This window comes from Thalassospira sp. TSL5-1 (genome assembly GCF_001907695.1).
In the GTDB taxonomy this organism is placed as follows: Bacteria; Pseudomonadota; Alphaproteobacteria; order Rhodospirillales; family Thalassospiraceae; genus Thalassospira.
Genome location: NZ_KV880642.1, coordinates 130561 through 154862, shown reverse-complemented (window position 1 = coordinate 154862; position 24302 = coordinate 130561). Strand labels below are relative to the sequence as shown.

The 24302-nt window shown below is 53.4% G+C and carries 18 protein-coding genes; 8 read left to right on the top strand and 10 right to left on the bottom strand.

The window, feature by feature from the left end:
* Window positions 1-29: 29 nt before the first annotated feature.
* Window positions 30-995: a hypothetical protein gene (locus LF95_RS21330; RefSeq protein WP_073957230.1), complete on the top strand. Its 966-nt coding sequence runs from the start codon at window positions 30-32 to the stop codon at window positions 993-995.
* A gap of 156 nt (window positions 996-1151) precedes the next feature.
* Window positions 1152-2744, top strand: coding sequence for a hypothetical protein (locus tag LF95_RS21325; RefSeq protein ID WP_073957229.1), 1593 nt, complete (start codon window positions 1152-1154; stop codon window positions 2742-2744).
* Between the two features lie 462 nt (window positions 2745-3206).
* On the opposite strand, the gene LF95_RS21320 is transcribed toward LF95_RS21325, so the two are convergent.
* Genes LF95_RS21320 through LF95_RS21275 form a run of 10 tightly spaced genes read right to left on the bottom strand, consistent with a single transcriptional unit; the run spans window position 3207 to window position 13276 of the window.
* A complete protein-coding gene (locus tag LF95_RS21320; protein WP_073957228.1) occupies window positions 3207-3605 on the bottom strand; it encodes a RidA family protein in 399 nt (132 codons plus the stop codon).
* Entirely contained in the window at window positions 3595-4071 is a 477-nt protein-coding gene (locus LF95_RS21315; RefSeq protein ID WP_073957227.1) for an acyl-CoA thioesterase, read from the bottom strand. The genes LF95_RS21320 and LF95_RS21315 overlap by 11 nt, the downstream gene beginning before the upstream one ends.
* Window positions 4071-4916: a tryptophan 2,3-dioxygenase gene (gene kynA, locus LF95_RS21310; RefSeq protein ID WP_073957226.1), complete on the bottom strand. Its 846-nt coding sequence runs from the start codon at window positions 4914-4916 to the stop codon at window positions 4071-4073. Before kynA ends, LF95_RS21315 begins: the two co-directional genes overlap by 1 nt.
* A complete protein-coding gene (gene kynU, locus LF95_RS21305) occupies window positions 4913-6106 on the bottom strand; it encodes a kynureninase (protein ID WP_073957225.1) in 1194 nt (397 codons plus the stop codon). Before kynU ends, kynA begins: the two co-directional genes overlap by 4 nt.
* Window positions 6103-7728 carry an AMP-binding protein gene (locus LF95_RS21300; RefSeq protein WP_073957224.1) on the bottom strand — a complete coding sequence of 542 codons (1626 nt, stop codon included), beginning with the start codon at window positions 7726-7728 and terminating at the stop codon, window positions 6103-6105. Before LF95_RS21300 ends, kynU begins: the two co-directional genes overlap by 4 nt.
* A 15-nt stretch (window positions 7729-7743) precedes the next feature.
* Window positions 7744-8901, bottom strand: coding sequence for an acyl-CoA dehydrogenase family protein (locus LF95_RS21295; RefSeq protein WP_073957223.1), 1158 nt, complete (start codon window positions 8899-8901; stop codon window positions 7744-7746).
* A gap of 2 nt (window positions 8902-8903) precedes the next feature.
* Window positions 8904-9716, bottom strand: coding sequence for an enoyl-CoA hydratase family protein (locus LF95_RS21290; RefSeq protein ID WP_073957222.1), 813 nt, complete (start codon window positions 9714-9716; stop codon window positions 8904-8906).
* The gene (locus tag LF95_RS21285; RefSeq protein WP_073957221.1) at window positions 9709-10218 is read right to left on the bottom strand and encodes a MarR family winged helix-turn-helix transcriptional regulator; all 510 of its coding nucleotides are present in this window, start codon (window positions 10216-10218) and stop codon (window positions 9709-9711) included. The genes LF95_RS21290 and LF95_RS21285 overlap by 8 nt, the downstream gene beginning before the upstream one ends.
* On the bottom strand, window positions 10215-10979 hold the full coding sequence (locus LF95_RS21280; protein ID WP_073957220.1) for an SDR family NAD(P)-dependent oxidoreductase: 765 nt from the start codon (window positions 10977-10979) through the stop codon (window positions 10215-10217). The genes LF95_RS21285 and LF95_RS21280 overlap by 4 nt, the downstream gene beginning before the upstream one ends.
* Complete coding sequence (locus LF95_RS21275) at window positions 10979-13276, bottom strand: bifunctional salicylyl-CoA 5-hydroxylase/oxidoreductase (protein WP_073957219.1); 2298 nt, start codon at window positions 13274-13276, stop codon at window positions 10979-10981. The genes LF95_RS21280 and LF95_RS21275 overlap by 1 nt, the downstream gene beginning before the upstream one ends.
* Before the next feature lie 224 nt (window positions 13277-13500).
* On the opposite strand from LF95_RS21275, the gene LF95_RS21270 reads away from it, so the two are divergent.
* The 6 genes from LF95_RS21270 (at window position 13501) to LF95_RS21245 (ending at window position 24193) form a co-directional block, all read left to right on the top strand.
* Window positions 13501-14349 (top strand): alpha/beta hydrolase, encoded by an 849-nt coding sequence (locus LF95_RS21270; protein ID WP_073957218.1) that lies wholly within the window; start codon window positions 13501-13503, stop codon window positions 14347-14349.
* 1 nt (window position 14350) lies between these two features.
* The gene (locus LF95_RS21265; RefSeq protein WP_073957217.1) at window positions 14351-16327 is read left to right on the top strand and encodes a 3-hydroxyacyl-CoA dehydrogenase NAD-binding domain-containing protein; all 1977 of its coding nucleotides are present in this window, start codon (window positions 14351-14353) and stop codon (window positions 16325-16327) included.
* A gap of 507 nt (window positions 16328-16834) precedes the next feature.
* Complete coding sequence (gene wecB, locus LF95_RS21260; RefSeq protein WP_073957216.1) at window positions 16835-17986, top strand: non-hydrolyzing UDP-N-acetylglucosamine 2-epimerase; 1152 nt, start codon at window positions 16835-16837, stop codon at window positions 17984-17986.
* Window positions 17983-20157, top strand: coding sequence for a cyclic di-3',5'-guanylate-activated glycosyltransferase NfrB (nrfB, locus tag LF95_RS21255; protein ID WP_073957215.1), 2175 nt, complete (start codon window positions 17983-17985; stop codon window positions 20155-20157). Before wecB ends, nrfB begins: the two co-directional genes overlap by 4 nt.
* Window positions 20158-20159: 2 nt before the next feature.
* Complete coding sequence (locus tag LF95_RS21250) at window positions 20160-23333, top strand: NfrA family protein (RefSeq protein WP_168173739.1); 3174 nt, start codon at window positions 20160-20162, stop codon at window positions 23331-23333.
* Window positions 23333-24193 (top strand): DUF4434 domain-containing protein, encoded by an 861-nt coding sequence (locus LF95_RS21245; protein WP_073957213.1) that lies wholly within the window; start codon window positions 23333-23335, stop codon window positions 24191-24193. The genes LF95_RS21250 and LF95_RS21245 overlap by 1 nt, the downstream gene beginning before the upstream one ends.
* The last annotated feature ends 109 nt before the right edge of the window (window positions 24194-24302 follow it).

The following is a 24302-nucleotide window of genomic DNA, read 5'->3' as shown; positions in this document are numbered from 1 at the left end:
CGGATTTTAAAGACCGAGACGGCCCTACAGTGCTGGCTGCACAACAAGGAACCCTTACACCAATACAACAACTCTTCAATGATTGTGGTTTTCCGTGGCAAGATAGCTATCAACAGCAACTGGACGATTTTGACATCCCATTTTTAAGATGGTTGAAGAAACTGGACGCACCCCCCTGCTTATACTTCAAGGTTGGGTTAGCGGGCGTTTCCATGTCCCCTTTTTTTGACAAATCAACAAGGGACCTGCCTCCCACCTATTTCTCTGGAAATATTGACCCCAAATACGCACATCCACTAGATAACCTAAAGTTTGCCCGAGATCAGTTTGCGGAGAAATTGTCATCTGCTAAAATTGCGATAAAAGCCTCAAATACAATCGGATGCGGATGGATTTCGGGCCCTAGCAACTTAGACCTCATGATTTTCCCTTACGAATTATCCTTCGAGCCGGAGAAAACTACTCGACGCTTGTATTATCGTAAAAGAAGCAGAAGAAGATGCTCGATTTCCACCTATACCGGGTTTCGCCAGAAACTCAGTGCCCAGGAACTTGAATGGCTTCACAACAGCCAGCGACTCATAGAGCGCCCAAATCAGATAAAAGCTTCCAACTTTCGCGAAATCTGGTCAAATACCCCCATCCAAGCAGATAGATTTCTCAGAGAGCCGCCCCTGACAGATATCCCCATCTGTGAAGCAATCAACATATCGAATGACAGAAAGGCACTGATTAAGTGTTGCAGAGAGCTACACGTCATCCCGACGGACCGAATTACCCACTTTGCAATACATACGCTGCTCCCAGCAAGAGCAGGCTCAGAAACATGGTTAACTTTGCTTACGGTTTACCGTCATATTGAAACAACAAATGACGAAGGGTCGATTGATTTGTTTTGTGACAAGGTACCATCCAATTTCATGGATCTTGCGCAATTGCTGGCAAAAACCCTCGGAAAGAAAATCATACATCTCAAGCCGGAATATAATTGCTGAGTCTTTTAGCTCCTTACCTTTTACTAGCGCTTATTGGACGGCCTTCGACAAGTTGGCAGCACATTGCGCCAAACATCAAAATTTGAACTATTTTATTTACATATAATCAAAATCTGAAATCATACACCCTTGGGTTGATATGGTCCGGGGGACATTATGAAAAAATCACGGCTTTTGCGCGGATGTGCCTTGGCAACAACGCTGATTTTCACATCTGGCTGTGCGATGGTATCCAATGTCGATATTCCGATTTCCAGTAATATGGACAAAGGGGCCAAAAAGACATTATGGGAACGTGATTTATGCGGGGTCAGGACCAGCAAAGGCAAGAAGGCCGAAGACATCGCACTGACCGACCTTTATCCGCAGCAGGGTTGTGTCGCCTTTGCCAGTGCGCTGATAAGCTGGAAACGCTATCGCGATGCGGCTGATGACATCACCACGGACCAAAATCTGGTCAATATCGGCATTCTCGGCCTTGCTGCTGGCACAATCTGGGCCGCGGTTAGCGAAGGCCCGGATGATCTGGTTGCCGGTCTTGGCCTTGGCACGGCGGTTCTTTATGCAGGTTCAAGCATCCTTGCGCCCGAACAAAAACGCGAAATCTACCGCGCTGGCGCAAAAGCCGCCGCCTGCGTCATGCGCCGCGCCAACAGCATACTGACGGATCCCGTCATAACAGGGAACTATCAGCACAGATTGAATGAACTGACCGAACGATATCTTACCCTGCGACAAGGTGCCGCATCCTTGCAAATTTCAGAAACAGAACCTGAAATAAGCCAGCTTTCATCGATCAGCGAAATAATCCGCCAAGATCAGCAGAACATTGATACGCATAACCTGAAGGGCAGTCGTGTCGCTGTTGAAATCAGTCAGCTTTTGATCGAAATTGATGACAAGATGCGCGAGCTTCTTGACCAGACACTGCCCAATCCCGCAACCATTTTCGAGACCGTACAACGCAGCACGACGGGGTATCTGACACAGGCAAACGCGGCACCGACATTGCCTTCATCCCTCCCGCTAGAAGAAGTCACTCTATTAACGACCCAAAAGGCCGATAAAACCAAGGAACAACTAAAAACAGAAATAAACGTACTTAGTGAGGATCTCGAGACTTTTCACCTGAAATTACAGGCAACCCTTCAGGTACCCTATGAATTTGATTTTGCCGGGTGCAACGATCTGGGGATCGACACAACACTGGTGCTGACTGAAAGCGAAATCTCGCTACAAGCCGGTCAAAGCGCAACCGTTGGCATCATTGGCGGCAAACGCCCCATCCGGGCGGCGATGACCCGCAAACCAGCCGGACTAACCCTGGAGCGTGATTTTAATCAGGATGGCGATACGGAATTTACCATTCACTGGAATGGAACCGGCAACCAGTATGGCAGTTATCCGATGCGCTTTATTGATGATAACGGGGCCAGCAATGTCTTGACGCTTGACCTCTCACCCGGTCTCGTCCTGGCAGAAACCGCATTGAAACCCGACGCAAACAACACCATCACCCTGAGCATCAAAAATGGCACTCCGCCTTTTTATATCTTCTATCAGGGTGGCGAAACGGCGCCGGATTTAAAAACAAAAGCCAGCACCAGCTATGCTTATGGGGAGCCGATTGCAGACCAGCCAATCACGTTGACTATGCCTGATAACGGCATGGCTGCAGACACAACCGGAACGTTTATGATTGTCGATAAAACCGGGAAATCGGCCAGCTTTAGCATTACCGCACCGTAAAAAAGCACAAGCCGGTTTCCAATGATCGGCGCTGTTTTTCACCCTGGACCCGGTCAGAAAAAAAACAACAGGCAGCGCCGGACTTTTTCGGCACTGCCTGCTTCTTTTTAATTCATACCGCATCCGCAACAACACTTTTATCTCGCCAGTTTTGGACGAATGACAACCTGACAAAACGTCATATCGTTGCGAAACAGAAATATACAACCCTGGCAACAACTACAATCGAAGTTACAGATATCCTCCAAATAGCTTCAGCGCATTATATGCACCCAATAGAGTTACCCAAAGAACTCAATTATTACTTTTACGCAAAATAACCCACATAAAATCCAAAATAAGATATATCAAAATATCTTAAAAAGATCTTCCCGGACCACATTCACATCCTGAACAGCAATCCAGGCGGGACAACATCATCCACGTAAACAGCACCGGCAAACCAGTATAATGCCGTGCTGCCTAGTCTGGCAGCACGGCTGTCGCCTCGATCTCGACCAAGGCCTCGTCCTCAACCAAAGTGCGCACCACCACCATTGTCATGGCCGGAAAATTCTTGCCCAAGACCCGGCGATAGGCTTCGCCCACTTCACGCTGACGGTTCAGATATTCCTGCTTCTCGGTCACATACCAGGTCAGGCGGCAAATATGTTCGGCCTGCCCACCGGCAGCGGTAATCACCGCCATAATATTGCGCAGGGCCTGTTCCATCTGGCCGACAAAATCCTTGGCTTCAAAAACCTGTTTTTCGTTCCAGCCAATTTGCCCGCCAATATAAAGCGTCCTGCCCCTTGCCAACACGCCATTGGCATATCCCTTGGGCGGTGCCCAGCCTTCGGGTTGCACGATTTTATGTATCATGGTGATCCTGTCTTGTTATTTTGCTTTCCAATTTGGCTCGTAAATTTTCGGGCCACGGCGTGGCTCCGGTAATGCCTTTTTGGGTAAAAACCAGTGTCAATGTCGCCGTCAAACGGCTTTGCCCTGCCGGATCATTCTCGCCTGTCATCTCGATTTGCAAATCCAGACTGCTGCGCCCAACACGCCCAACAAACAAGGCAAACATCAACACATCGCCCAAACGACTGGGGCGTTTGAAATCGACCTTAAGCGAGACCGTCGGCACGGCGGCCTGCATCGGGCCATGCAATTGGGCAAACCCGCAGCCAAGGCCGGTTTCAAACCATTCTTCGACCGTAGCGTTAACCATCTCGAAATAACGCGGATAAAAAACGATACCTGCCGGGTCACAATGGGCAAAGCCCACCTTGTGACGGCATATAAAGGCAGGGTGCACCGCGCTGCATGTATCGTCATCACCCTGCATTACAGGATCGTCCTGACACGCCACAATTCGGGAAACAGCTCCACCTCCAGCATGCGTTTAAGGTAGGAAACACCCCCCGTGCCCCCGGTCCCGCGCTTAAAGCCAATCACGCGCTCCACCGTCGTGACATGGTTAAAGCGCCAGCGGCGGAAATAGTCCTCGAAATCAACCAGCTTTTCGGCCAGTTCATAGAGCGTCCAATGGTCCTGCGGTGCCTGATACACCGTTTGCCAGGCCGCAATCACATCGTCACTTGGCGTATAAGGATCTGATACGTCACGCTTCAAGACGGTTTCAGGTACCGTAACGCCATTGCGATCCAGCAAATGCAGGGCTTCGTCATAAAGGCTGGGTTTTGCCAGTTCACCTTCTAAAATAGCCGAAATATCCGACCGATGCGCATGGGGCTTGAGCATGGCTTTGTTGCGATTGCCCAGCATGAATTCGATCATGCGATACTGCCAGGATTGAAAACCGGATGACGGGCCCAGCGCATCGCGAAAGGTGGTATAATCGCTAGGCGTCATGGTGCGCAAAACATCCCAGGCGTTATTCAACTGTTCAAATATCCGCGATACCCGGGCCAGCATTTTAAAGGCAGGCTGCAAATGCCCCTCGCGCATCACATTGCGCGCGGCATCGATCTCGCGGATGGCAAGTTTCATCCACAGCTCGGATGTTTGATGCTGAATGATAAACAGCATCTCGTCATGGGCGTCACTTTTGGGGTGCTGTGCGGTTAAAATGGCATCAAGCGACAGATAATCCCCATAGGACATCTTGCTGGAAAATTCGGTCTCCGCCCCTTCAACAGAGGGATCATAGGGTTTATTGCTCTGGGTCATGTCACTGCCTGACGTTTCTTGTATTCCGCGGCATCCCACAAACGGTTTTTCATAATATCGGCCAAAATTTCGATGCCCGCCGCTACATCCTGTTCGTCAAGATAAAGCGGGGTAAAGCCAAAACGAATAACATCGGGCGCGCGGAAATCGCCAATCACACCGCGTGCAATCAGCGCCTGCATCACGGCATAGCCTTCCTCAAACCGGAAGGACACCTGCGACCCCCGGCATTCGGCATTTCGCGGACTAACCAGTTCCAACATCGGGCAGGCTGCCTCCACCCCGGCAATGAACTGTTCACACAGGCCGATGGATTTTTGCCGGATATCGGCCATGTCCACCCCGTCCCAGGCATCCAGCGCACTATCCAGAATCGCAAGCTGAATGACCGGCGGGGTGCCAACCCGCATCCGTTCAATTCCGGCGGCGGGGCGGTAATCCGGGTCAAAGGCAAACGGGGCCTGGTGCCCCATCCAGCCCGAAAGGGCCGGTCGCACCTTATCGACCAAATCAGGGCGAACATAGATAAAGGCCGGGGCGCCGGGGCCGCCATTGAAATATTTATAGGTACAACCCACCGCAAATTCGGCATTGCAGTCCACCAGATCAACCGGAACGGCACCGGCGGAATGGGCCAGATCCCAAATCACGACAATACCCAGATCATGCGCCTTGCGGGTAATGGCTGCCATATCGTGCATGCGCCCGGTGCGATAATCCACCTGGGTCAGCATCAAGACCGCAATCTCTTCAGACAAGGTGGCTTCAACATCTTCGGGATGAACGGTTTTAAGGACGTGACCCTGTTTCAAACTGTCAATCAGGCCCTGCGCCATATAAAGATCGGTCGGGAAATTGCCATTGTCCGACAAAACAACCTTGCGACCGGGATTAAGCTCCAGCGCACTTGCCAGCGCCTGATACACCTTGATCGACAGGGTATCACCCATCACAACGCTTCCGGCGGGTGCGCCAATCAGGCGGGCAATACGGCTGCCCACCCGGCCAGGCAGGTCCATCCATTTTGCATCATTCCAGCCGCGAATAAGCATTTCGCCCCACTGGTCTTCAAGGGTCTGGCGGCTGCGCTCAATCGCGGATTTGGGCATTGGCCCCAATGAATTGCCATCCAGATAGATAACATCCTCGGGCATATGAAAAAGTGCCTTGGTGGCAGCAAAGTCCGTCATGCTGCGGGCTCCTGTTTTAGTCTGAAACGCTGAATTTTGCCGGTTGCCGTTTTCGGCAGGGCATCGATAAACACGATGGATCGTGGATATTTATAAGGGGCAATCGTTGCCTTCACATGGTCCTGTAACAGCTTTGCCATTTCGGGTGACGGGTTGGCCCCCGCTACCAGAACAATATGCGCCTGCACAATCTGCCCGCGATCATTGTCCGCCGCCGACACCACGGCACATTCGGCCACATCCGGGTGGGCAAGCAAAGCCGCCTCGACCTCCGGCCCGGCAATGTTATAGCCTGCCGAAATGATCATATCGTCGCTGCGCGCAGCAAAATGGAAATAGCCGTCTTCGTCGCAATAAAAGGAATCCCCGGTCAAATTCCAGCCATCCCGAACATAGCCCATCTGCCGGTCATCGGCCAGGTAACGGCACCCCGTGGGTCCACGAACAGCAAGGCGGCCGACCGTGCCGGGTGGCACATCCTTCATATCCTCATCGACAATGCGGGCCTGAAAGCCGGTCACGGGCTTGCCCGTACAGGCCGGGTGGCTATCGCCAAATCGGTTGGAAATGAAAATATGCAACATCTCGGTCGCACCAATACCATCAAGCATCGGTTTACCGGTTTTTTCCATCCAGGCCTTGTAAACCGGGGCCGGCAGGGTTTCGCCCGCCGAAACCGCCGCACGCAGCGATGACAAATCCGCCCCGTCATCCATCGCAGCCAGCATGGCGCGATAGGCCGTTGGCGCGGTAAAGCAGATGGTCGCCTTATAGGTTTCGATAATTTCAATCATATTGGGCGGCGATGCCTTTTCCAAAAGCGTCGCCGTGGCCCCAAAGCGCAGCGGAAATATCGCAAGCCCACCCAAGCCAAAGGTAAAGGCCAAAGGCGGTGATCCAACAAAAACATCATCTGGCGTTACCGCCAAAACCTCTTTGGCATAGGCATCGGCAATGATCAGCAAATCACGGTGAAAGTGCATGGTCGCCTTGGGCGCACCGGTGGTACCCGATGTAAAACCCAACAGGGCAACGTCATCCCGCCCGGTTTGCACCGCGCTATATTTAACCGATTTGGTCAGCGCAATGCGGTCCAGTTCGGCATCATGGTTGGCCGTGCCGTCAAAACCGATGACATTTTTTAAGAACCGGCTGTCCTTGGCACAGGCAACCATTTCATCCATCAGCCTTGTATCGCACAGGGCAAAGGCGATTTCGGCCTTATCAACAATTTTGGTCAGTTCGCCCGCACGCAACATTGGCATGGTGTTGACCACCACGGCACCAATTTTGGTCGCGGCGAGCCAGCAGGCCACCATCGCCGGGTTATTGGCCGAACGGATAAGCACCCGATTGCCCGGCTTAACACCGTAATCCTCTGCCAGGGCATGAGCGATGCGGTTGGTCCAGTCCGACAGTTCCTTATAGGTGCGCTGGCGGCCATTGCCGATCAGCGCGGTATAATCGCCAAAGCCGCGTTCAACCATCCTGTCCGTCAGTTCGACGCCAACATTGATGTAGTCCGGGTAGTCAAACCCATCGAGCAAAAATTCCGGCCAGGAATCTGCCGGTGGCAAATTATCACGGGTAAAAGTATCGGTATGTGCGGTTGGTCCCAGCATGATGAAGCCCCTGAATTATGTATGTGCCAGCGTTTGCCGTGCGATAATTATTCTTTGGACGTCTGATGCTCCTTCATAAATGCGAAGGGCACGGATCTCCCGATACAGGCGTTCAATGATGTGCCCTGATCGCACACCGTCGCCCCCGTGAATTTGCACCGCCTTATCAATGACGGTTTGTGCATGATCGGTTGAAAAAAGCTTTGCCATGGCGGCTTCCCGGCTCACCCGTGCCGCGCCGCTATCCTTTAGCCAGGCGGCGCGATAGACCAGAAGCGCACTGCTATCCACATCCAGCGCCATGTCGGCGACATGCCCCTGCACCATTTGCAAATCAAACAAAGGCGCGCCAAACAAATGGCGGTTCTGCACACGATGGATGGTTTCATCCAGCGCACGCCGCGCAAACCCAAGGGCGGCAGCAGCAACGGTAGAGCGGAAAACATCGAGCACCGACATGGCAATTTTAAAGCCCTGTCCGCCCTCGCCAATGCGATTGGCCGCCGGAATACGGCACCCCGCAAAACGCAACCGGGCCAGCGGATGCGGAGCAATGGTTTCCAGCCGTTCGGCAATTTCAAGGCCCGGTGCATCACCCGGCACGATAAAGGCCGACAGGCCCTTGGCCCCCGGCCCCTCGCCTGTGCGGGCAAAAACAACATACAGCCCGGCAATACCCCCATTCGATATCCAGGTTTTTTCACCATCAAGAATGTAATCATCGCCGTCACGCGTGGCCGACAGCGTAATATTCGCCACATCCGAACCCGATTGCGGTTCGGTCAGGGCAAAGGCCGATAATACCCTGCCCGCACGGACCAGCGGCAACCATTCATCCTTTTGCGCTAGCGTACCAAACAGCGAAATTGCCCCACTGCCCAGCCCCTGCATGGCAAAGGCAAAATCGGCCAATCCGTCATGGCGGGCCAGTGTTTCGCGGATAATGCACAGGCTGCGCACATCCAGCGATGATGCAGGGTCATTCGGGTCAATCGTGGCATGATCCAGCCAGCCACCCGCCGCCAGACGCGATACCAGATTCCGGCAGGTTTCATCGGTATTTTCATGATCCAGCCCGGCCAGCTCCCGACCCGCCCAAACATCCAGATCACGGGCGAGTTTGCGGTGATGATCGCTAAAAAACGGCCAGTCCTGCCACGACGTATCGCCCATCATCAATCCCCTTTGAAAACCGGTTTTTCGCGGGCGACAAAAGCATCATAGGCGCGTTTGAAATCCACCGTCTGCATGCAAATGGCCTGGGCCTGGGCTTCGGCCTCGATCGCCTGTTCTATGCCCATATTCCATTCCTGTGCCAGCATGGTTTTGGTCATCATATGGGCGAAATTCGGCCCCCGGGCGATGCGCTGTGCCATTAAAATGGCCTCGGCTTCAAGCGTTTCGGCATCAATCAGGCGGTTATAGAAGCCCCATTTTTCGCCTTCATCCGCACTCATGGAACGGCCGGTATAAAGCAGTTCGGCTGCCCGGCCCTGGCCGATAATACGCGGCAACATGGCACATGCCCCCATGTCACAGCCCGCAAGGCCGACACGGGTAAACAAAAAGGCGGTTTTGGCATCCGGGCTGGCAAGGCGAATATCCGATGCCATGGCAATAATCGCCCCGGCACCCACACAAATGCCATCCACCGCGGCAATCACCGGCTTGCCACATGCCACCATTGATTTAACCAAATCGCCGGTTAACCGGGTAAAGGCCAAAAGCCCCTTCATATCGCGGTCAATAAGCGGGCCGATAATGTCATGCACATCCCCGCCCGAACAAAAATTGCCACCGTTTGAGGCAAAAACCACTGCCTTCACATCGTCGCAATCCGGCAACATCCGAAACATGTCGCGCAATTCGGCATAACTATCGAATGTTAGGGGATTTTTACGGTCTGGCCGGTCCAGCGACACCACCGCCACATCGCATTCCATCCGCCATTTGAAATGGCGCGGGGCAAACTGTTTCATGTCAGTCATGGGATGGGTCCTTTCGGTTTTGCACCCGGCGTAAAATCGCAATCAGGTCTTGGGCATCCTCGGCAGTCATGCCGTCAAACAGGTCGCTGACCCAGCCTTCATGAACCAGGGCACGGCGGGCGAAATCTTCGCGTCCTTCCGGGGTGAGCTTGACGATCAGGGCGCGGCGGTCATTTTCCACGGCAATGCGGCTGACCATGCCTTCATTAACAAGGCGTTCAACAATGCCGGTCACATTGCCGTTCGATACCATCAGCGATTTTGAAAGCGCACTCATCCGCAGGCCATCTTTGGCGCGATAAAGGGCAGCCATCACGTCAAACCGGGGCAGGGTTGACTCATATTCAACCCGCATTTTTTCGCGCAATTCACTTTCGACCTGCCGGGATACCCGCAATATTTGCAGCCATGCCCGGAGCCGCGCCTTGGAAAGGTCGCTGGTTTCCCCTGCATGGTCCTTCTGCGCCGGATCACGGCGGGGATGCGGATCATTCATCTTCATATTTCCCCTCCTGAAACGGAAATGGCCTGCCCGGTGATGGACCCGGCATGTTCCGAACATAACCACAATACCGTCTCGGCAATTTCCCGTGGCGTAATAAAGCGGTTTTGCGGATTGATCTTTGCCAGGCTGGCACGGGCGGCATCCGGGCTCATACCGGTTTTTTGCGCGATATTGGCAATGGATTGTTCCAGCATCGGCGTATCGGTGAAACCCGGGCAAATGGCATTCACCGTAAGAGCCGAGCGGGCAAATTCAGCCGCCAACGCGCGGACAAGGCCCACCACCCCATGCTTTGCTGCACAATAGGGCGCGACATAACCATATCCCTTCAGCGCGGCGGTGGAGGCAATGGCAATTAACCGGGCCGGTTTTGTCACATCCATCACGCGCAAGGCCTGCTGAAAGGTATGGAATGTCCCGGTCAAATTGACGTCCATGTTTTTTTGCCAGGCATCAAGCGTCGTGCGGGTAAAGGGCGCGCTTTCGGCCATACCCGCATTGGCAATCACAAGGTCGGGCGCACCTGCCTGTTCCACCACTGTTTGTATCAGGCCTTCGACCGATGCCTGGTCGGCTACATCAACAGCAACGGGAAAAATAAGGTCGTTTTCTGCCGCAACGGCTTCAAGCTGTGCCACTCTGCGACCGGCAACAAATACGGTTACGCCTTTTGACGCCAGGCTCCGCGCCAGTTCGGCCCCAACGCCGCTGCCACCACCTGTCACAATAGCCGTTTTAATGGCAAGGTCTCCCGTCATCAGACTTTTCCCGTCATTTGGTCGGTCCGTTCTGCCAGCCGCCACATCTGGTCTCGCCCGGCAAGATAGGGCAGCGGCCAGCCCTCGCTGCGATTGCCAAGCTGGGCTGCGGCATGGAGCGTCCAATACGGGTCCGCCAAATGCGGCCGTGCCAGACAAACCAGATCGGCCCGCCCTGCCATCAGGATGGAATTGGCGTGGTCCGGTTCGTAAATATTGCCCACCGCCATCGTGGCGATTTTGGCTTCATTGCGAATACGGTCGGAAAACGGGGTCTGGAACATGCGGCCATAAACCGGGCGGGCATCCTTTGTAGTCTGCCCGGCGGATACGTCGCAAATATCCACACCATTTTCCTTAAGGATTTTGGCAATCTCCACCGCATCTTCGGGGGTAATACCGGCATCACCCACCCAGTCATGGGCAGAAATACGTACCGAAAGCGGTTTTTCAGTCGGCCATACATCGCGCACCGCCAAAATCACCTCCAGCGGATAGCGCATACGGTTCTCAAGGCTGCCGCCATAGTCGTCATCGCGGTGATTTGTCACTGGCGTAATAAAGGATGACAGCAAATAACCATGTGCGGCATGAACTTCGATCATGTCAAACCCGGCACGATCTGCCATTTGGGCCGCCGCCACAAACTGGTCGCGCACCATATCCATATCCGCCCGCGTCATGGCCTTGGGCGTCTGGTTATGCGCCGACCATGCCACGTCCGACGCTGCCATAATCGGCCAATTGCCTTCCTTTAACGGGGCATCCATTTCCTCCCACCCCACCTGGGTAGAACCCTTGGCACCGGAATGGCCGATCTGGGCGCAAATTTTGGCATCACTTTCGTTATGAACAAAATCAGTGATCCGCGCCCAGGCGGCTTCATGGTCCGGCGCATACAGGCCCGGGCAGCCCGGGGTGATGCGCCCTTCAGGCGACACGCAGGTCATTTCGGTATAAACAAGGCCCGCCCCACCCTTGGCCCGTTCGCCATAATGGACCAAATGCCAATCGGTCGGGCAGCCATCAACCGCCTTATATTGTGCCATCGGCGACACAACGATGCGGTTTTTCACCGTCATGCCGCGTAACTTGAATGGCACAAACATGGGATGCAGGGCGCTATCATTGGCCGGGGCCACACCGGCGCGCTTTGCAAACCAGTTTTCCGCATCTCCTAGCCAGGCCGGGTCACGCAGACGCAAATTTTCGTGGCTGATACGCTGGGACCGGGTCAGCAGCGAATAGGTAAATTGCACCGTATCCAGGTCAAAATACCGCTCCACCTCCTCGAACCATTCCATCGAATTGCGCGCTGCCGATTGCAGACGCAAAACCTCGAGACGGCGTTCATCCTCATATTTGGCAAAGGCAGCAGGCAGGCTGCTTTCACTATGCAAATATTCCGCAAGCGCAATGGCACTTTCCAGCGCCAGTTTGGTGCCCGAGCCAATGGAAAAATGCGCCGTTGCCGCCGCATCGCCCATCAGCACGATATTTTCATGCGACCAGCTTTTGCACAGAACCCGCGGGAAATTAAGCCATGCCGACCCGCGAATATGGTTGGCATTCGACATCAGGGCATGGCCGCCCAGATGTTTGGCAAAAATTTCCTCGCAGGTGGCAATCGACTGTTCCTTGGTCATCTCGCCAAAGCCATAGGCCGCCCAGGTTTCCTCGGAACATTCGACAATGAAGGTCGCCGTTTCATTATCAAACTGATAGGCATGCGCCCAGACCCAGCCTTTATCGGTTTCCTCGAAAATAAAGGTAAAGGCATCATTGAATTTCTGGTGCGTGCCCAGCCAGACGAATTTGCATTTCCGGGTATCGATATCTGGCTGGAAATGCTCGGCATATTCGCTGCGCGCCCGGGAATTAAGGCCATCACAGGCAACCACCAGATCATAATCCGATTTCAGGTCCGATGCGGCGGCAATCTCGGTGCCAAACTGCAAATCAACGCCAACTTCGCGCGCGCGTTCCTGCAACAAAATCAGAAGTTTTCTGCGGCCAATGCCACAAAATCCGTGCCCGGTAGAAACGATTTTCTCGTCACGGAAATGAACGGCAACATCATCCCAATAGGAAAAATTGTCGCGAATGGCACTGGCACTTTTGGCATCATTAACAGCCAGATTACCCAGCGTTTCGTCGGACAAAACCACGCCCCAACCAAAAGTATCGTTGGGCTGGTTGCGTTCAAAAACCGTTATCTCATGCGAAGGATCACGCAGCTTCATGGAAATGGCGAAATAAAGCCCGGCAGGCCCGCCCCCCAAACATGCAATTCTCACCTGATCCCTCCTTTATGAGGCTTTGTTACGGAATGAATGAAAAAACGGTACGCCTGCTTTGGATTTAGTTCAAGCATAAATATTTTATGTTTAAAATAAATGTGAGTTTGATTAAGCTACCCGTAACAGGCCGCTGCCAACCACCGTCGATATGGCAGTTGCATCCGGGCTAGAATCGGTCCATCTCTTTGTTGTTACGGCAAAAATCAACAGGAATATATGTGATGATCAGGAACTGGGACGATGCCTATAACAATAGCAACTATATCGAGAATGCAGCAGCTTTCCCTCAAAAATTGACAGATGCCGCCACGGCCTTCCGCGAACAATTGGGGGCAAAAAACCGTGCAAAACTCGACATTCCTTATGGAAGAACGGAACGGGAAAAATACGACCTGTTCCTGCCCGAAGGCACCCCCAAGGGCCTGATGGTTTTTGTGCATGGCGGTTATTGGCGTTCATTTGACAAATCAAGCTGGTCTCACCTTGCCAATGGTGCGATCAAACAGGGGTGGGCGGCCTGCCTGCCCAGCTATACGCTGGCCCCTGATGCCCGCATTGCCACCATCACCAAACAGATTGGGGCCGCCATTGATCATGCCGCTGGCGAAATTAACGGCCCTATTCATATATCGGGTCATTCGGCGGGTGGACATCTGGCCGCACGCATGATTTGCGACGGGAGTCCGTTATCCTCCCCAACACTGGACCGTATCGGCCATGTCATGCCAATCAGCGGTTTGCATGACCTGCGCCCGCTGCGCCATACCGAAATGAACCAGGTTTTGAACATTGATGCTGCCGAGGCACAAAGCGAAAGCGCGGCCCTGCTGGTCCCCGCTCGCCCCGGTAACAAACCGGCGCAGGTGACCTGCTGGGTTGGCGCCGACGAACGACCGGAATTTATCCGCCAGAGCGACCTTCTGGCAAATATCTGGACCGGTCTTGGGGCCAATATCCAATCCATCCATGCCCCGGACAAGCATCATTTCACCGTGATTGATGATTTGACCGACCCGGAATCAGACATGACCTGCTGCCTGCTGGCCGGAATCATCGAAAACGGAGACTAAAATGACCACCGTAACGCTGGAATTTGCCGACAATCTTGCTATCATCGACATCAACAATCCGCCGATTAACGCCACCAGCCATGCGGTGCGCAGCGGTGTGATGGATGCCCTGGCAAGTATCAGGCAAAATCCGGCGGTTACGGCCATTATCCTGTGTTGCACTGGCACAACATTTATTGCCGGGGCGGATATTTCCGAATTTAACCAGCCTGCCCGCGCGCCGCTGTTACCTGATGTTATTATCGCACTTGAAGACATGCCGGTTCCTGTCATTGCCGCCCTGCACGGCACTGTTTTGGGCGGCGGGCTGGAAGTCGCCCTTGGCTGTCATTACCGGATTGCCCATCCTGCAACCCGCCTTGGCTTTCCCGAGGTTAATCTGGGCCTGATCCCGGGTGCGGGCGGTACTGTTCGCACCCCCCGGCTGATTGGCGTTGAAAATGCCATTTCACTTATCAGCAATGGCAAGCCCATCACGGCCTCCATCGCCCTTGACTGGGGGCTGATTGACCATATCACAAAAAGCGATACAAACCTGCAACAGGCTGCGATCGAATATGCCCGTAAGGTCGCGACGCAGCCCTGCCCGACCCCGCTAGCAAAACGCAACATCCCCGACACAAAACAACCGGACTGGGATAGCCTGATTGCCAAAACCGCACAAAAGGCGCGCGGAGCAACAGCACCGATTATCGCGGTTGAAACCATTCGTGACCAATTTGCCCTATCTGCTGATCAGGCCCTAGCAAACGAACGCCAACAATTTGTCACCTTGCGTGAGGGCGAACAATCCCAGGCACTGCGCCATATTTTTATGGCCGAGAGAAATGTTGCCAAACTGCCGACCACGCAAGGCGTTACCCCCACCCCGATCAAGACCATCGGAATCGTCGGCGGGGGGCTGATGGGGGCAGGCATTGCCACGGCCTGCCTGCTTGCGGGCTATCAAACCATCATGATCGAACGCGATGAGGCCGCCCTTGCCAAAGGGCGGGAGAATGTTGCCAGCCACCTGCAGGGCAGCCTGAAACGCGGCATCATCTCGCAGGAACGCAACGACCAGCTATTATCGCAATTGCATGGCAATACCGATTATGCGGCCCTGGCCCCGGCAGAATTGGTTATCGAAGCCGTGTTTGAAGATTTGGAGGTCAAAAAATCGGTCTTTGACGCCGTCGCAAGGGTTGTTGATTCAACCGCTATTATTGCCTCAAACACATCATATCTGGATATCAATGCGCTGGCGCACAGCATCTCTAACCCGGAACGGGTGATTGGCCTGCATTTTTTCTCGCCAGCCCATATCATGAAACTGTTGGAAGTTGTCTGTACCGACGGGGCCAATCCGCAAACACTGGCAACAGCATTGGCCTTTGCCCGCAAGCTTGGCAAAATTGCCGTTCCGACCGGGGTATGCGACGGGTTTATTGGCAATCGCATCATGTCGGCCTATCGCAAACAATGCGAATACATGATCGAGGATGGGGCCTACCCCGAACAAATCGATGCCGCAATGACCGATTTTGGCTTTCCAATGGGCCTGTTTGCCATGCAGGACATGGCCGGGCTGGAAATTTCGTGGAAAACGCGGCAACGACAGGCCGCCACCCGCGACCCCAACGAACGTTATGTCGCCCTGGGCGATTACCTGTGTGAACAGGGCCGTTTTGGCCGCAAAACCGGGTTGGGTTGGTTTCGCTATGACACTGCCAAATCCGCCCCACAGCCCGACCCCGACGTAAAGCGCCTGATCGAACAGGAATCCGCACGTAAAGGCATTAAACGACGCGACTTCAGCCCCTCCGAAATCATCCAGACCATCCTCGCAACGATGCAGCAGGAAGGCGATAAAATCCTTAACGAAGGCGTCGCCCACACTGCCGATGCCATTGATGTTGTCATGATCAATGGCTATGGCTTCCCGCGCTGGCGCGGTGGACCGATGTTCATGAAAACAAAAAGCCCGGTTTCGTCCTAACGCGGGTAGCGGGCTGCTGCGTAAATTTTGCAGTCAATCTGATATTAACCCGCCAGGCATCTAAAGCACCAACTCTGTTTACGGCTTATAATTGTAATGCCGAAAGGGTCTTACGCACACTAAAAACCGTCGCGATATAAAATTTCAATAACAAAAAATTAAAACTCTTCACAAACACGTGAGAAAATCACACCAATCTCCAATTTGTAATAATTTGTCAGAATTGCAGTTTTGACAACCAATTATGATTAGTTATATACAATAAAACCCTCAACTAAAAGTGGTAACTTATAATAGTTAAATTTTGTCTTTTTCGTGTCAAATCAAGACATTATTTCAACAGATATGCAAGATTAACTACTCCTATGCTCTTTAAGAATCAAACTACAAAAAATCGCCTTCAACCACGAAAAAATATCGCCTCCAATAAAAAAGACGAAAAAATTCGTTAGTTTGCATTTAAAAATGATCCCACAAATATCAGAGAAAATATTCGAGGTAGAAAATATGAACCTCAAGATCATGATGGTATTTGGAACACGTCCCGAAGCTATTAAAATGGCACCGCTTGCACGTTTGCTTAAAAAGCATCCCGATATAAACCTGCATATCTGCTCCACCGGACAGCATCGGGAAATGCTGGCTTCGGTTATCGAGGCATTTGACCTGCATCTTGACGAAGACCTTGATGTCATGACGCGCGATCAAACGCTAAATGGCCTCTCTGAAATGCTGCTTGAAAGGCTTGATCAAAGCTATCACGAGAACCAGCCCGATATCGTGCTGGTGCATGGCGATACCACAACCAGCTTCATTGCCAGCCTTGCCGCTTTTCATCGCCATATTCCTGTTGCACATATCGAAGCTGGATTACGGACGGGCGATTTGCAATCCCCGTGGCCGGAGGAAGCCAATCGTCGCCTGACGGCCGTACTGGCAAACCTTCACTTCCCACCCACCGAAAAAGCCAAGCTGAACCTTCTTGCTGAAGGGGTGTGCGATCACAACATTCTTGTGACAGGCAATACCGTCATTGACGCATTATTATGGATGAACGAGCGCCTTGATCAAACGGGCTGGCAACCAGAAGCGGATTCCCCCCTGGGTAGCATTGATCCAACCCGCAAAATGGTCCTGATTACCGGCCATCGCCGTGAAAGCCTGGGGCACGGATTTGAGGAAATCTGCCTGGCCCTTGATGCGCTTGCCCAAAGCTATCCCGACATCCAGTTTGTCTATCCCGTGCATATGAACCCGCGGGTGCATGATGTTGTGTACCGGATGCTGGGCAACCGCGAAAACATCATTCTGACCGCCCCACAGGATTATCGCCATTTTGTCTGGCTGATGAAAAACGCCTATCTGATCATGACGGATTCTGGCGGCATACAGGAAGAAGCCCCCGCACTTGGCAAACCGGTACTGGTATTGCGCAATGTCACCGAAAGACCATCAGGTCGCTTACAGGACCGCGCCATGCTGGTGGGCACCGACCCAAAGAAAATTATCGCACAAACAACCCGCCTGATCGAGGATGCCGCCTATTACAGCGAATTCACAACCAAACACTCGCCCTTTGGCGACGGGCATGCCTGTGAACGCATCGCGCAACGGCTACTGGAATGGAAACACGCACAATCGCTGGATGAATGTGCATGAGTTTCGCAACAGTCGACACCCTGATCTACATCTTCTTTGCGCTCAAGATCATCGTGATCATACTGGCAGGAACGATTTTTCTGCTGGGGATCGATGACCTGTTCATCGACATCGTTTATTGGGCGCGCCGGTGTTTTCGCCATTTCCGTATCTATGACAAACATGCCCCGGCAGATCAAAAACGCCTGTATGGCGTGCCTGAAAAGCCGCTCGCCATCATGGTTCCCGCCTGGCAGGAAGTTGGCGTAGTTGGCGAAATGGCAAGGCTGGCGGCCGCCACCCTTGATTACGAGAATTATCAGATTTTTGTTGGCACCTATCCCAACGACCCTGAAACACAGCACGATGTGGATGAGGTTTGTGCGCATTTCCCCAATGTGCACAAGGTCGTTTGTGTCCGCCCTGGCCCGACCAGCAAGGCCGACTGCCTAAACAACATCATCGATGCCATCCTGACATTCGAGGCCCAGGCGAACATCCAGTTCGCCGGTTTCATCCTGCACGATGCCGAAGATGTCATCTCGCCGCTGGAATTACGGCTTTTCAACTACCTATTGCCGAAAAAAGACCTGATCCAGGTGCCGGTTTACCCCTATCCACCAAAATGGTGGGGGTTCACTGCCGGTCATTATGCCGATGAATTTGCCGAATATCACGGTAAGGACGTTATCGTCCGCGAAGCCCTTTCCGGCCAGGTGCCCAGTGCCGGTGTTGGCACCTGTTTTAGCCGCCGCGCCATTGTCGCCCTTCTTGAAGATGGCGACGGCATTGCCTTTGATGTGCAAAGCCTGACCGAGGATTACGATATCGGATTTCGTCTCAAACAAAAGGGCATGGTGTGCATTTTTGCCCGCTTTTCGGTTTCCGACCCCAGCCTCGCACTTAAAACCCGCTGGATGCCGGGCATGGACGATAAGACAGCTCAGGTCATTTGCGTACGCGAACATTTTCCGCGCTCCTTTGGTCATGCGGTACGGCAAAAATCCCGCTGGATTACAGGCATTGTCTTTCAGGGAACCAGCAATCTGGGCTGGAGCCGGCATGGCATCATCAATTACTTTTTGTGGCGCGACCGGCGGGGGTTGTTAACCAACCTTCTTGGCCTGATGGTCAATGTCATGCTGCTCATCCTCCTGACCATGTGGCTTATCACCACACTGGTGCCCGATAGCTGGCGTTTTCCATCGATTCTTGGCAATGATCCGCTTTTGCATACGGTTTTATTATGTAACGGTTTTCTGCTGCTCAACAGGCTGTTGCAACGCAGCTATTTTGTCACCCGCTTCTATGGCATTCATCAGGGGCTGTTGTCAGTTCCTCGTGTGGTCTGGAGCAACCTGATCAATTTCTGTGCCAATGTTCGCGCCCTGCGACAGGTGGTTAAAACGGGAGATTCCCGACGGGTTGCCTGGGATAAAACATCGCACGAATTTCCCACAATTTCGGGCAGTACCAAAATACCCATCGGTCAACGCCTGATCCAGAAAGGCCTTTTGACCCCCGAACAGCTTGAAGCCGCCATTACCAGCCCCTACCGCAGGCGCCTTGGCCGCGAGCTGATGCTGCGTGGACTGATCAACAGCACCCAGTTAACCGAAGTGTTGGCCGAACAGGCCAACATGGAATGGGGCGATGTCAACCCCTTTGCCATTGCGCCCGAACTGATCAAAAAGGTTCCTGGTCACATCGCACTACGCTATGCCGTTATACCGTGTGAACAACAGGGCGATACCCTGATACTGGCATCTGAACGTCCGATCAGTCAGGTGTCGCTTGGTGCCATCAGCCGCAAGCTGAAACAACCCGTTTCCTGCCGTCTGGTGCCACATGGGCGCGTCACCCTGGCACTGCGGAACTGGTACAGTAACCGGCACCAAAACGAAGAAACCCGCACGGTTCTGGAATTCGCCCGGGCCAACTGCAACAACCCCGAGCGGATCGAAAATATTTGCTTGCACCAGGTCATGCTGGGCGAACTGTTACAGGTTCGCGGAATTGTATCGGCGAGCCTGTTCAATCAGGCAATGATTGATTATGACCCGGAAAAAGAATCTCTCGGTGCCCACTTGGTTGCGCGCGGGATCATCACCCGCGAACGCCTGGAACAGGCATTAAAAGACCAGGAAAACGAACAACATGCCGCCTATCAATTCGCGCGCGAGGCTGCATGATCATGAGACGCCACAAAGTCAGCCTGTCGTTATTGCTTTTCATAACGGTGCAAATATTCGTGTTTCCGCCCGGATCAACCCACGCAGCCGACCTCGACAGCTTTGCCAGTTTCAGAAGCTATCCCTATCTTGACCGGGCCTATCGGGCGGCAGCCGACCAAAACTGGGCTGAAGTTGAGAAACTAATGGCGCATCTGCTGTCGTTGGTCCCCAACAACACGGAAGCCCGTCGCCTGATCATCCAGGCGCAAATAAATCAGAATCATTTTGCCGATGCCCTTGGCAATGCAAAGAAGCTGCCCGATGACGTCGCAAAAGACAAAACCCTTCAGGAAGTGCGCCTTAAATGGATTGAAACATCACCGCCCGCCGAAGCAGAAATCCGTGACTGGCTGGATCACACAATTGAAAATGCCGAGCGTGAACAAATCTGGCGCGCCTATGCCCAAAGTCTGTCGCAGCAACCGAACGGAAAACAAAAAGCACTGGCATGGCTGGACAGCATCAATACCGACCAGGATGGTGATGCCCTGTACCGCGCGCGGGCGATCTGGGCTGAACAGCTTGACGACTGGCGCGCCGTCATTGCCTCGCTGGCCCCACTTGCCGACCAGGGCAGGTTATCGCCCGATAACTGGGTTCGCCTTGCCACCGCCTATGCCAATCTACAGGATGAAAAGGGCCTTAAGGCCCTTTTGCCTAGTGCCCCCGATCGGGCCAGTCAGGCAAACGCAGAACTGACACTGGCAAAACGTGCGATTGCCCTTGGCAATCTTGAACTGGCGAAAAAATGGATCGACGCTCTGCCCGACGCGCAACGAAATGCCCGGGAACAGCAGCAAACCCTGTGGGAACTGGCAAAGGCAACAGGTGATACAAATTTGTATCAGGCTACCAGCAAAAATATTGACCGCCCCTGCCTTGAAACAACCGAGTGGCTTTCACGCCATAACCTTGCGCAGGCAAAAAAGCAATTTGCCCGGTGTAGTGCCGCAAGTGACCCCAAAACCTGGCTGATTTTGGCACAGCGCCTTGATGCAATAAATGCCTTAAAAACAGAACCCTTGCCCCCCCAATGGCAGAATGAACGCCAAAATGTGCTGATCGGCCTGTTGCGTGCCCAGGGCAAGGAAGATGATGCGCTGGTCTGGCTTGAACAGCAGCCAAAAACAGTGCAAACGCTGACATTAAGCGCGCAGATTGCACAAAACATAAACGATGACACCACGGCGGAAAAATACTGGCTGGCGGTTTATCGCAAAAACGGAAATATGAACGCGCTTGATCAGGCAAGTTTTCTGGCCCTGAAAAACAACCAGCGCAGTGATGCCAGACGACTTTTGGAACAGGCATTTGACCAACATGATAGCAAGCTGCCCGACAGATTATTGCAACGCCTAGCCGCCTTTTATGCCCAGGATATAAGCCCCCAGGATGTGGGGCGGATAAAACTGCTGTTATCCCGCCTGAATGGCAAAATGCGTGGCATGCTGCTGATGCAACTTGCCAGCCATAATTACTGCGACATTGTCCGCGACAGCACCTCCGGACTGCCCGATCAGCCAACAACCCTGGCCGCGATGGGCCAATGTGCCATGACAAAAACCCCTGGCATTGCCTCGATCTATTATCAAAAGGCGGTCGATCTGGGAGATAAAAGCAGCCTTGCCCCGCTTGCTTATGCCCTTGAAGCCGGTGGCAGCCCAAATGCAGCCTTGGAAATATGGCAACAGGTCCCCGCCGCAAACATGACCAACAATGCCTACCTGACCGCGGCACGAAGCGCCCTTGAAGCAGGCCAGCCCGATGAGGCCGAACAATTTTGGCGGCAGGCAAAGGTCCTGACAACCGCCAATGACTGGGCGTTGGGTGCCGCCATTGCCCGGGCCCGCAAGCAGCCCAATCTCGCCTTGCAACGGCAAAAGAACGCGCTGGATAACAAACCAAATGCCGAAAATTATTACGCCGCATCAGCAACCGCACAAAAGGCGGGGGATATTGCCCTAAGCACCGAATGGCTAACCAATGCTCAAACCCTTGATCCCGAGAACCCGCGCTACATTGCCGATTTGGGCATGCGGCTTGCCAGCCTTGACGACCCAAAACAGCAAAATGCCGCCATTCCCTATCTTGAAAAGGCGGTTGTGGCTTATCCCGATGATTACCGGCTGCATGAAACGCTGGCAAACCGTTATAACGCCGTTAGCGATAGCAGGGCCGCGCGCAAGCAATTGGAAGCCGCCATTGACCTTGAACAATATCCGGTCACAAACGGTGACGATTTTGGCAGTCTGGAAGCCCGGCGCTATAGCCAGCGGCGGGCACATGAAACATTGGAACGCCGCGACAGTGTTACTCTGGCCAGCACATGGTCGCCAGCCGGAACAACGGAATTGCCCCTAGGCAATAACCGTTCCGACCGCCGGGCCGCATCACAGAATGTCCAAACCGCGTTATGGGACCATGCCCTGGGCGACGAACCCAGCCGCAATGGCAGCACCGTTTCGGTTTATGGTCGGGTCCTGACCGGCGGAAACGGCCAGGCACGATTTGCCCAGACCCTGGCAACCGGTGTTGGCCTGCGCTACAAGCCATTTGGCGATTACAACCTGAACCTTTATGGCGAACTGTTTAGCCAGACACAGCGCAACAAAAGCGATGTCCCCGGTATCAAGGCCGGTGACATATTCAATCCAAACAAATTAATGGATGGGATCAGCGACCTGAACGGGGCCCATAAACGCGATAATGACCTGATCCTGCGGGCCACCGCATCCTTTCTGGACCAGAACGACTATCGCAATGACTGGCGGGTGGACAAGAATGACTGGAATGAACGGTTCGTCAATCTGGATCTATCATGGTGGACCCGGTCAGGAAACCATATGGCTTCATCACGCTTTCAACAAGGGCACAGTTTCAAACTGCCAACCCAATCAGCCCAAACCATTATGCCCTATGGCTTTATCGAGGCGAGCGCACAGGACCCGGACGATACATGGCGCCAGGATGTAAGAACCGGGGTTGGTGTGCGCTGGCAACTTTATACCGATGACGACAAATACAATGCCTATCGCACCCGGGTTCATGCCCGGCTTGAATACCAAAAGTCACTTGGCGGAAACCTGTATGAGGGGGCGGATGGTATTCTGTTCGGACTGGAGGTGAATTTCTAATGCCCATTTTCCGAACTGTCCTTGCCATCGCCATCATACTTTGTGCATTAGCCAAACCAGCCTTGGCACAGGATGCCCCGGCGTTATTTTACCAACCCCAGGAAACGGACCGGCAAATCACACCGGCACAATGGAAAAACATCTGGCAACAAAGCCGGGCCAACGGATATGGCACACTCATTGTGCAATGGACATCCTATGGTGAAATCGATTTTGGCGGCAAACAGGGCTGGCTGGCAAAAAGCCTGCAAATCGCGCAGGACAATCACCTCTCATTGATTGTTGGCCTGCATATGGACCCGGCCTATTACAACCGGCTTACGGAAATTGATATTGCCGGGACAGGGGCCTATCTTGAAAATCAGTTGGGACTGTCCTTACAACAGGCAGAAATGGTCCAGCAGGGCTGGAACCTGAAAATTTCCGGCTGGTATGTTCCGCTGGAACTCGATGACTGGAATTTTGAACAGCAGGCCCGACGCGATATCATGAATGAACGGCTGCGCGGTCTTGCCGCCCGTTTGACCCATCCCTTACATATCAGCAGCTTTAGTGGTGGCAAATTGACACCTGCAGCCTATGCCCGCTGGCTGGAAAGCCTAAATGCGGCGGGTATCCATGTCTGGGCGCAGGATGGTGCCGGTACTGGCACCCTGCCACCCTTTGCGCGCAAAATCTATTTACAGGCCCTGCCCTGCAATATCGGCATCGTGCTTGAAGCCTTTCGCCAGACCAGCAAGGAAAACGAACCGTTCAGGGCAAAGCCCGCGCCAATCGAGACACACCAAAGCAAGTGCCACCCAATGGCAGTTTTTGGACTGCGTTACATGCCCTGGGCAGAAACATTTTTCCGGCCATAAACAACCCCTCAGGTAAATATCGCCCAAAAACATACAGCAATAAAAACACCCCTGTTGGCTGATGCCGACAGGGGTGTAAGAGAGCAATGACAGTCTGCCTGCGAATAAT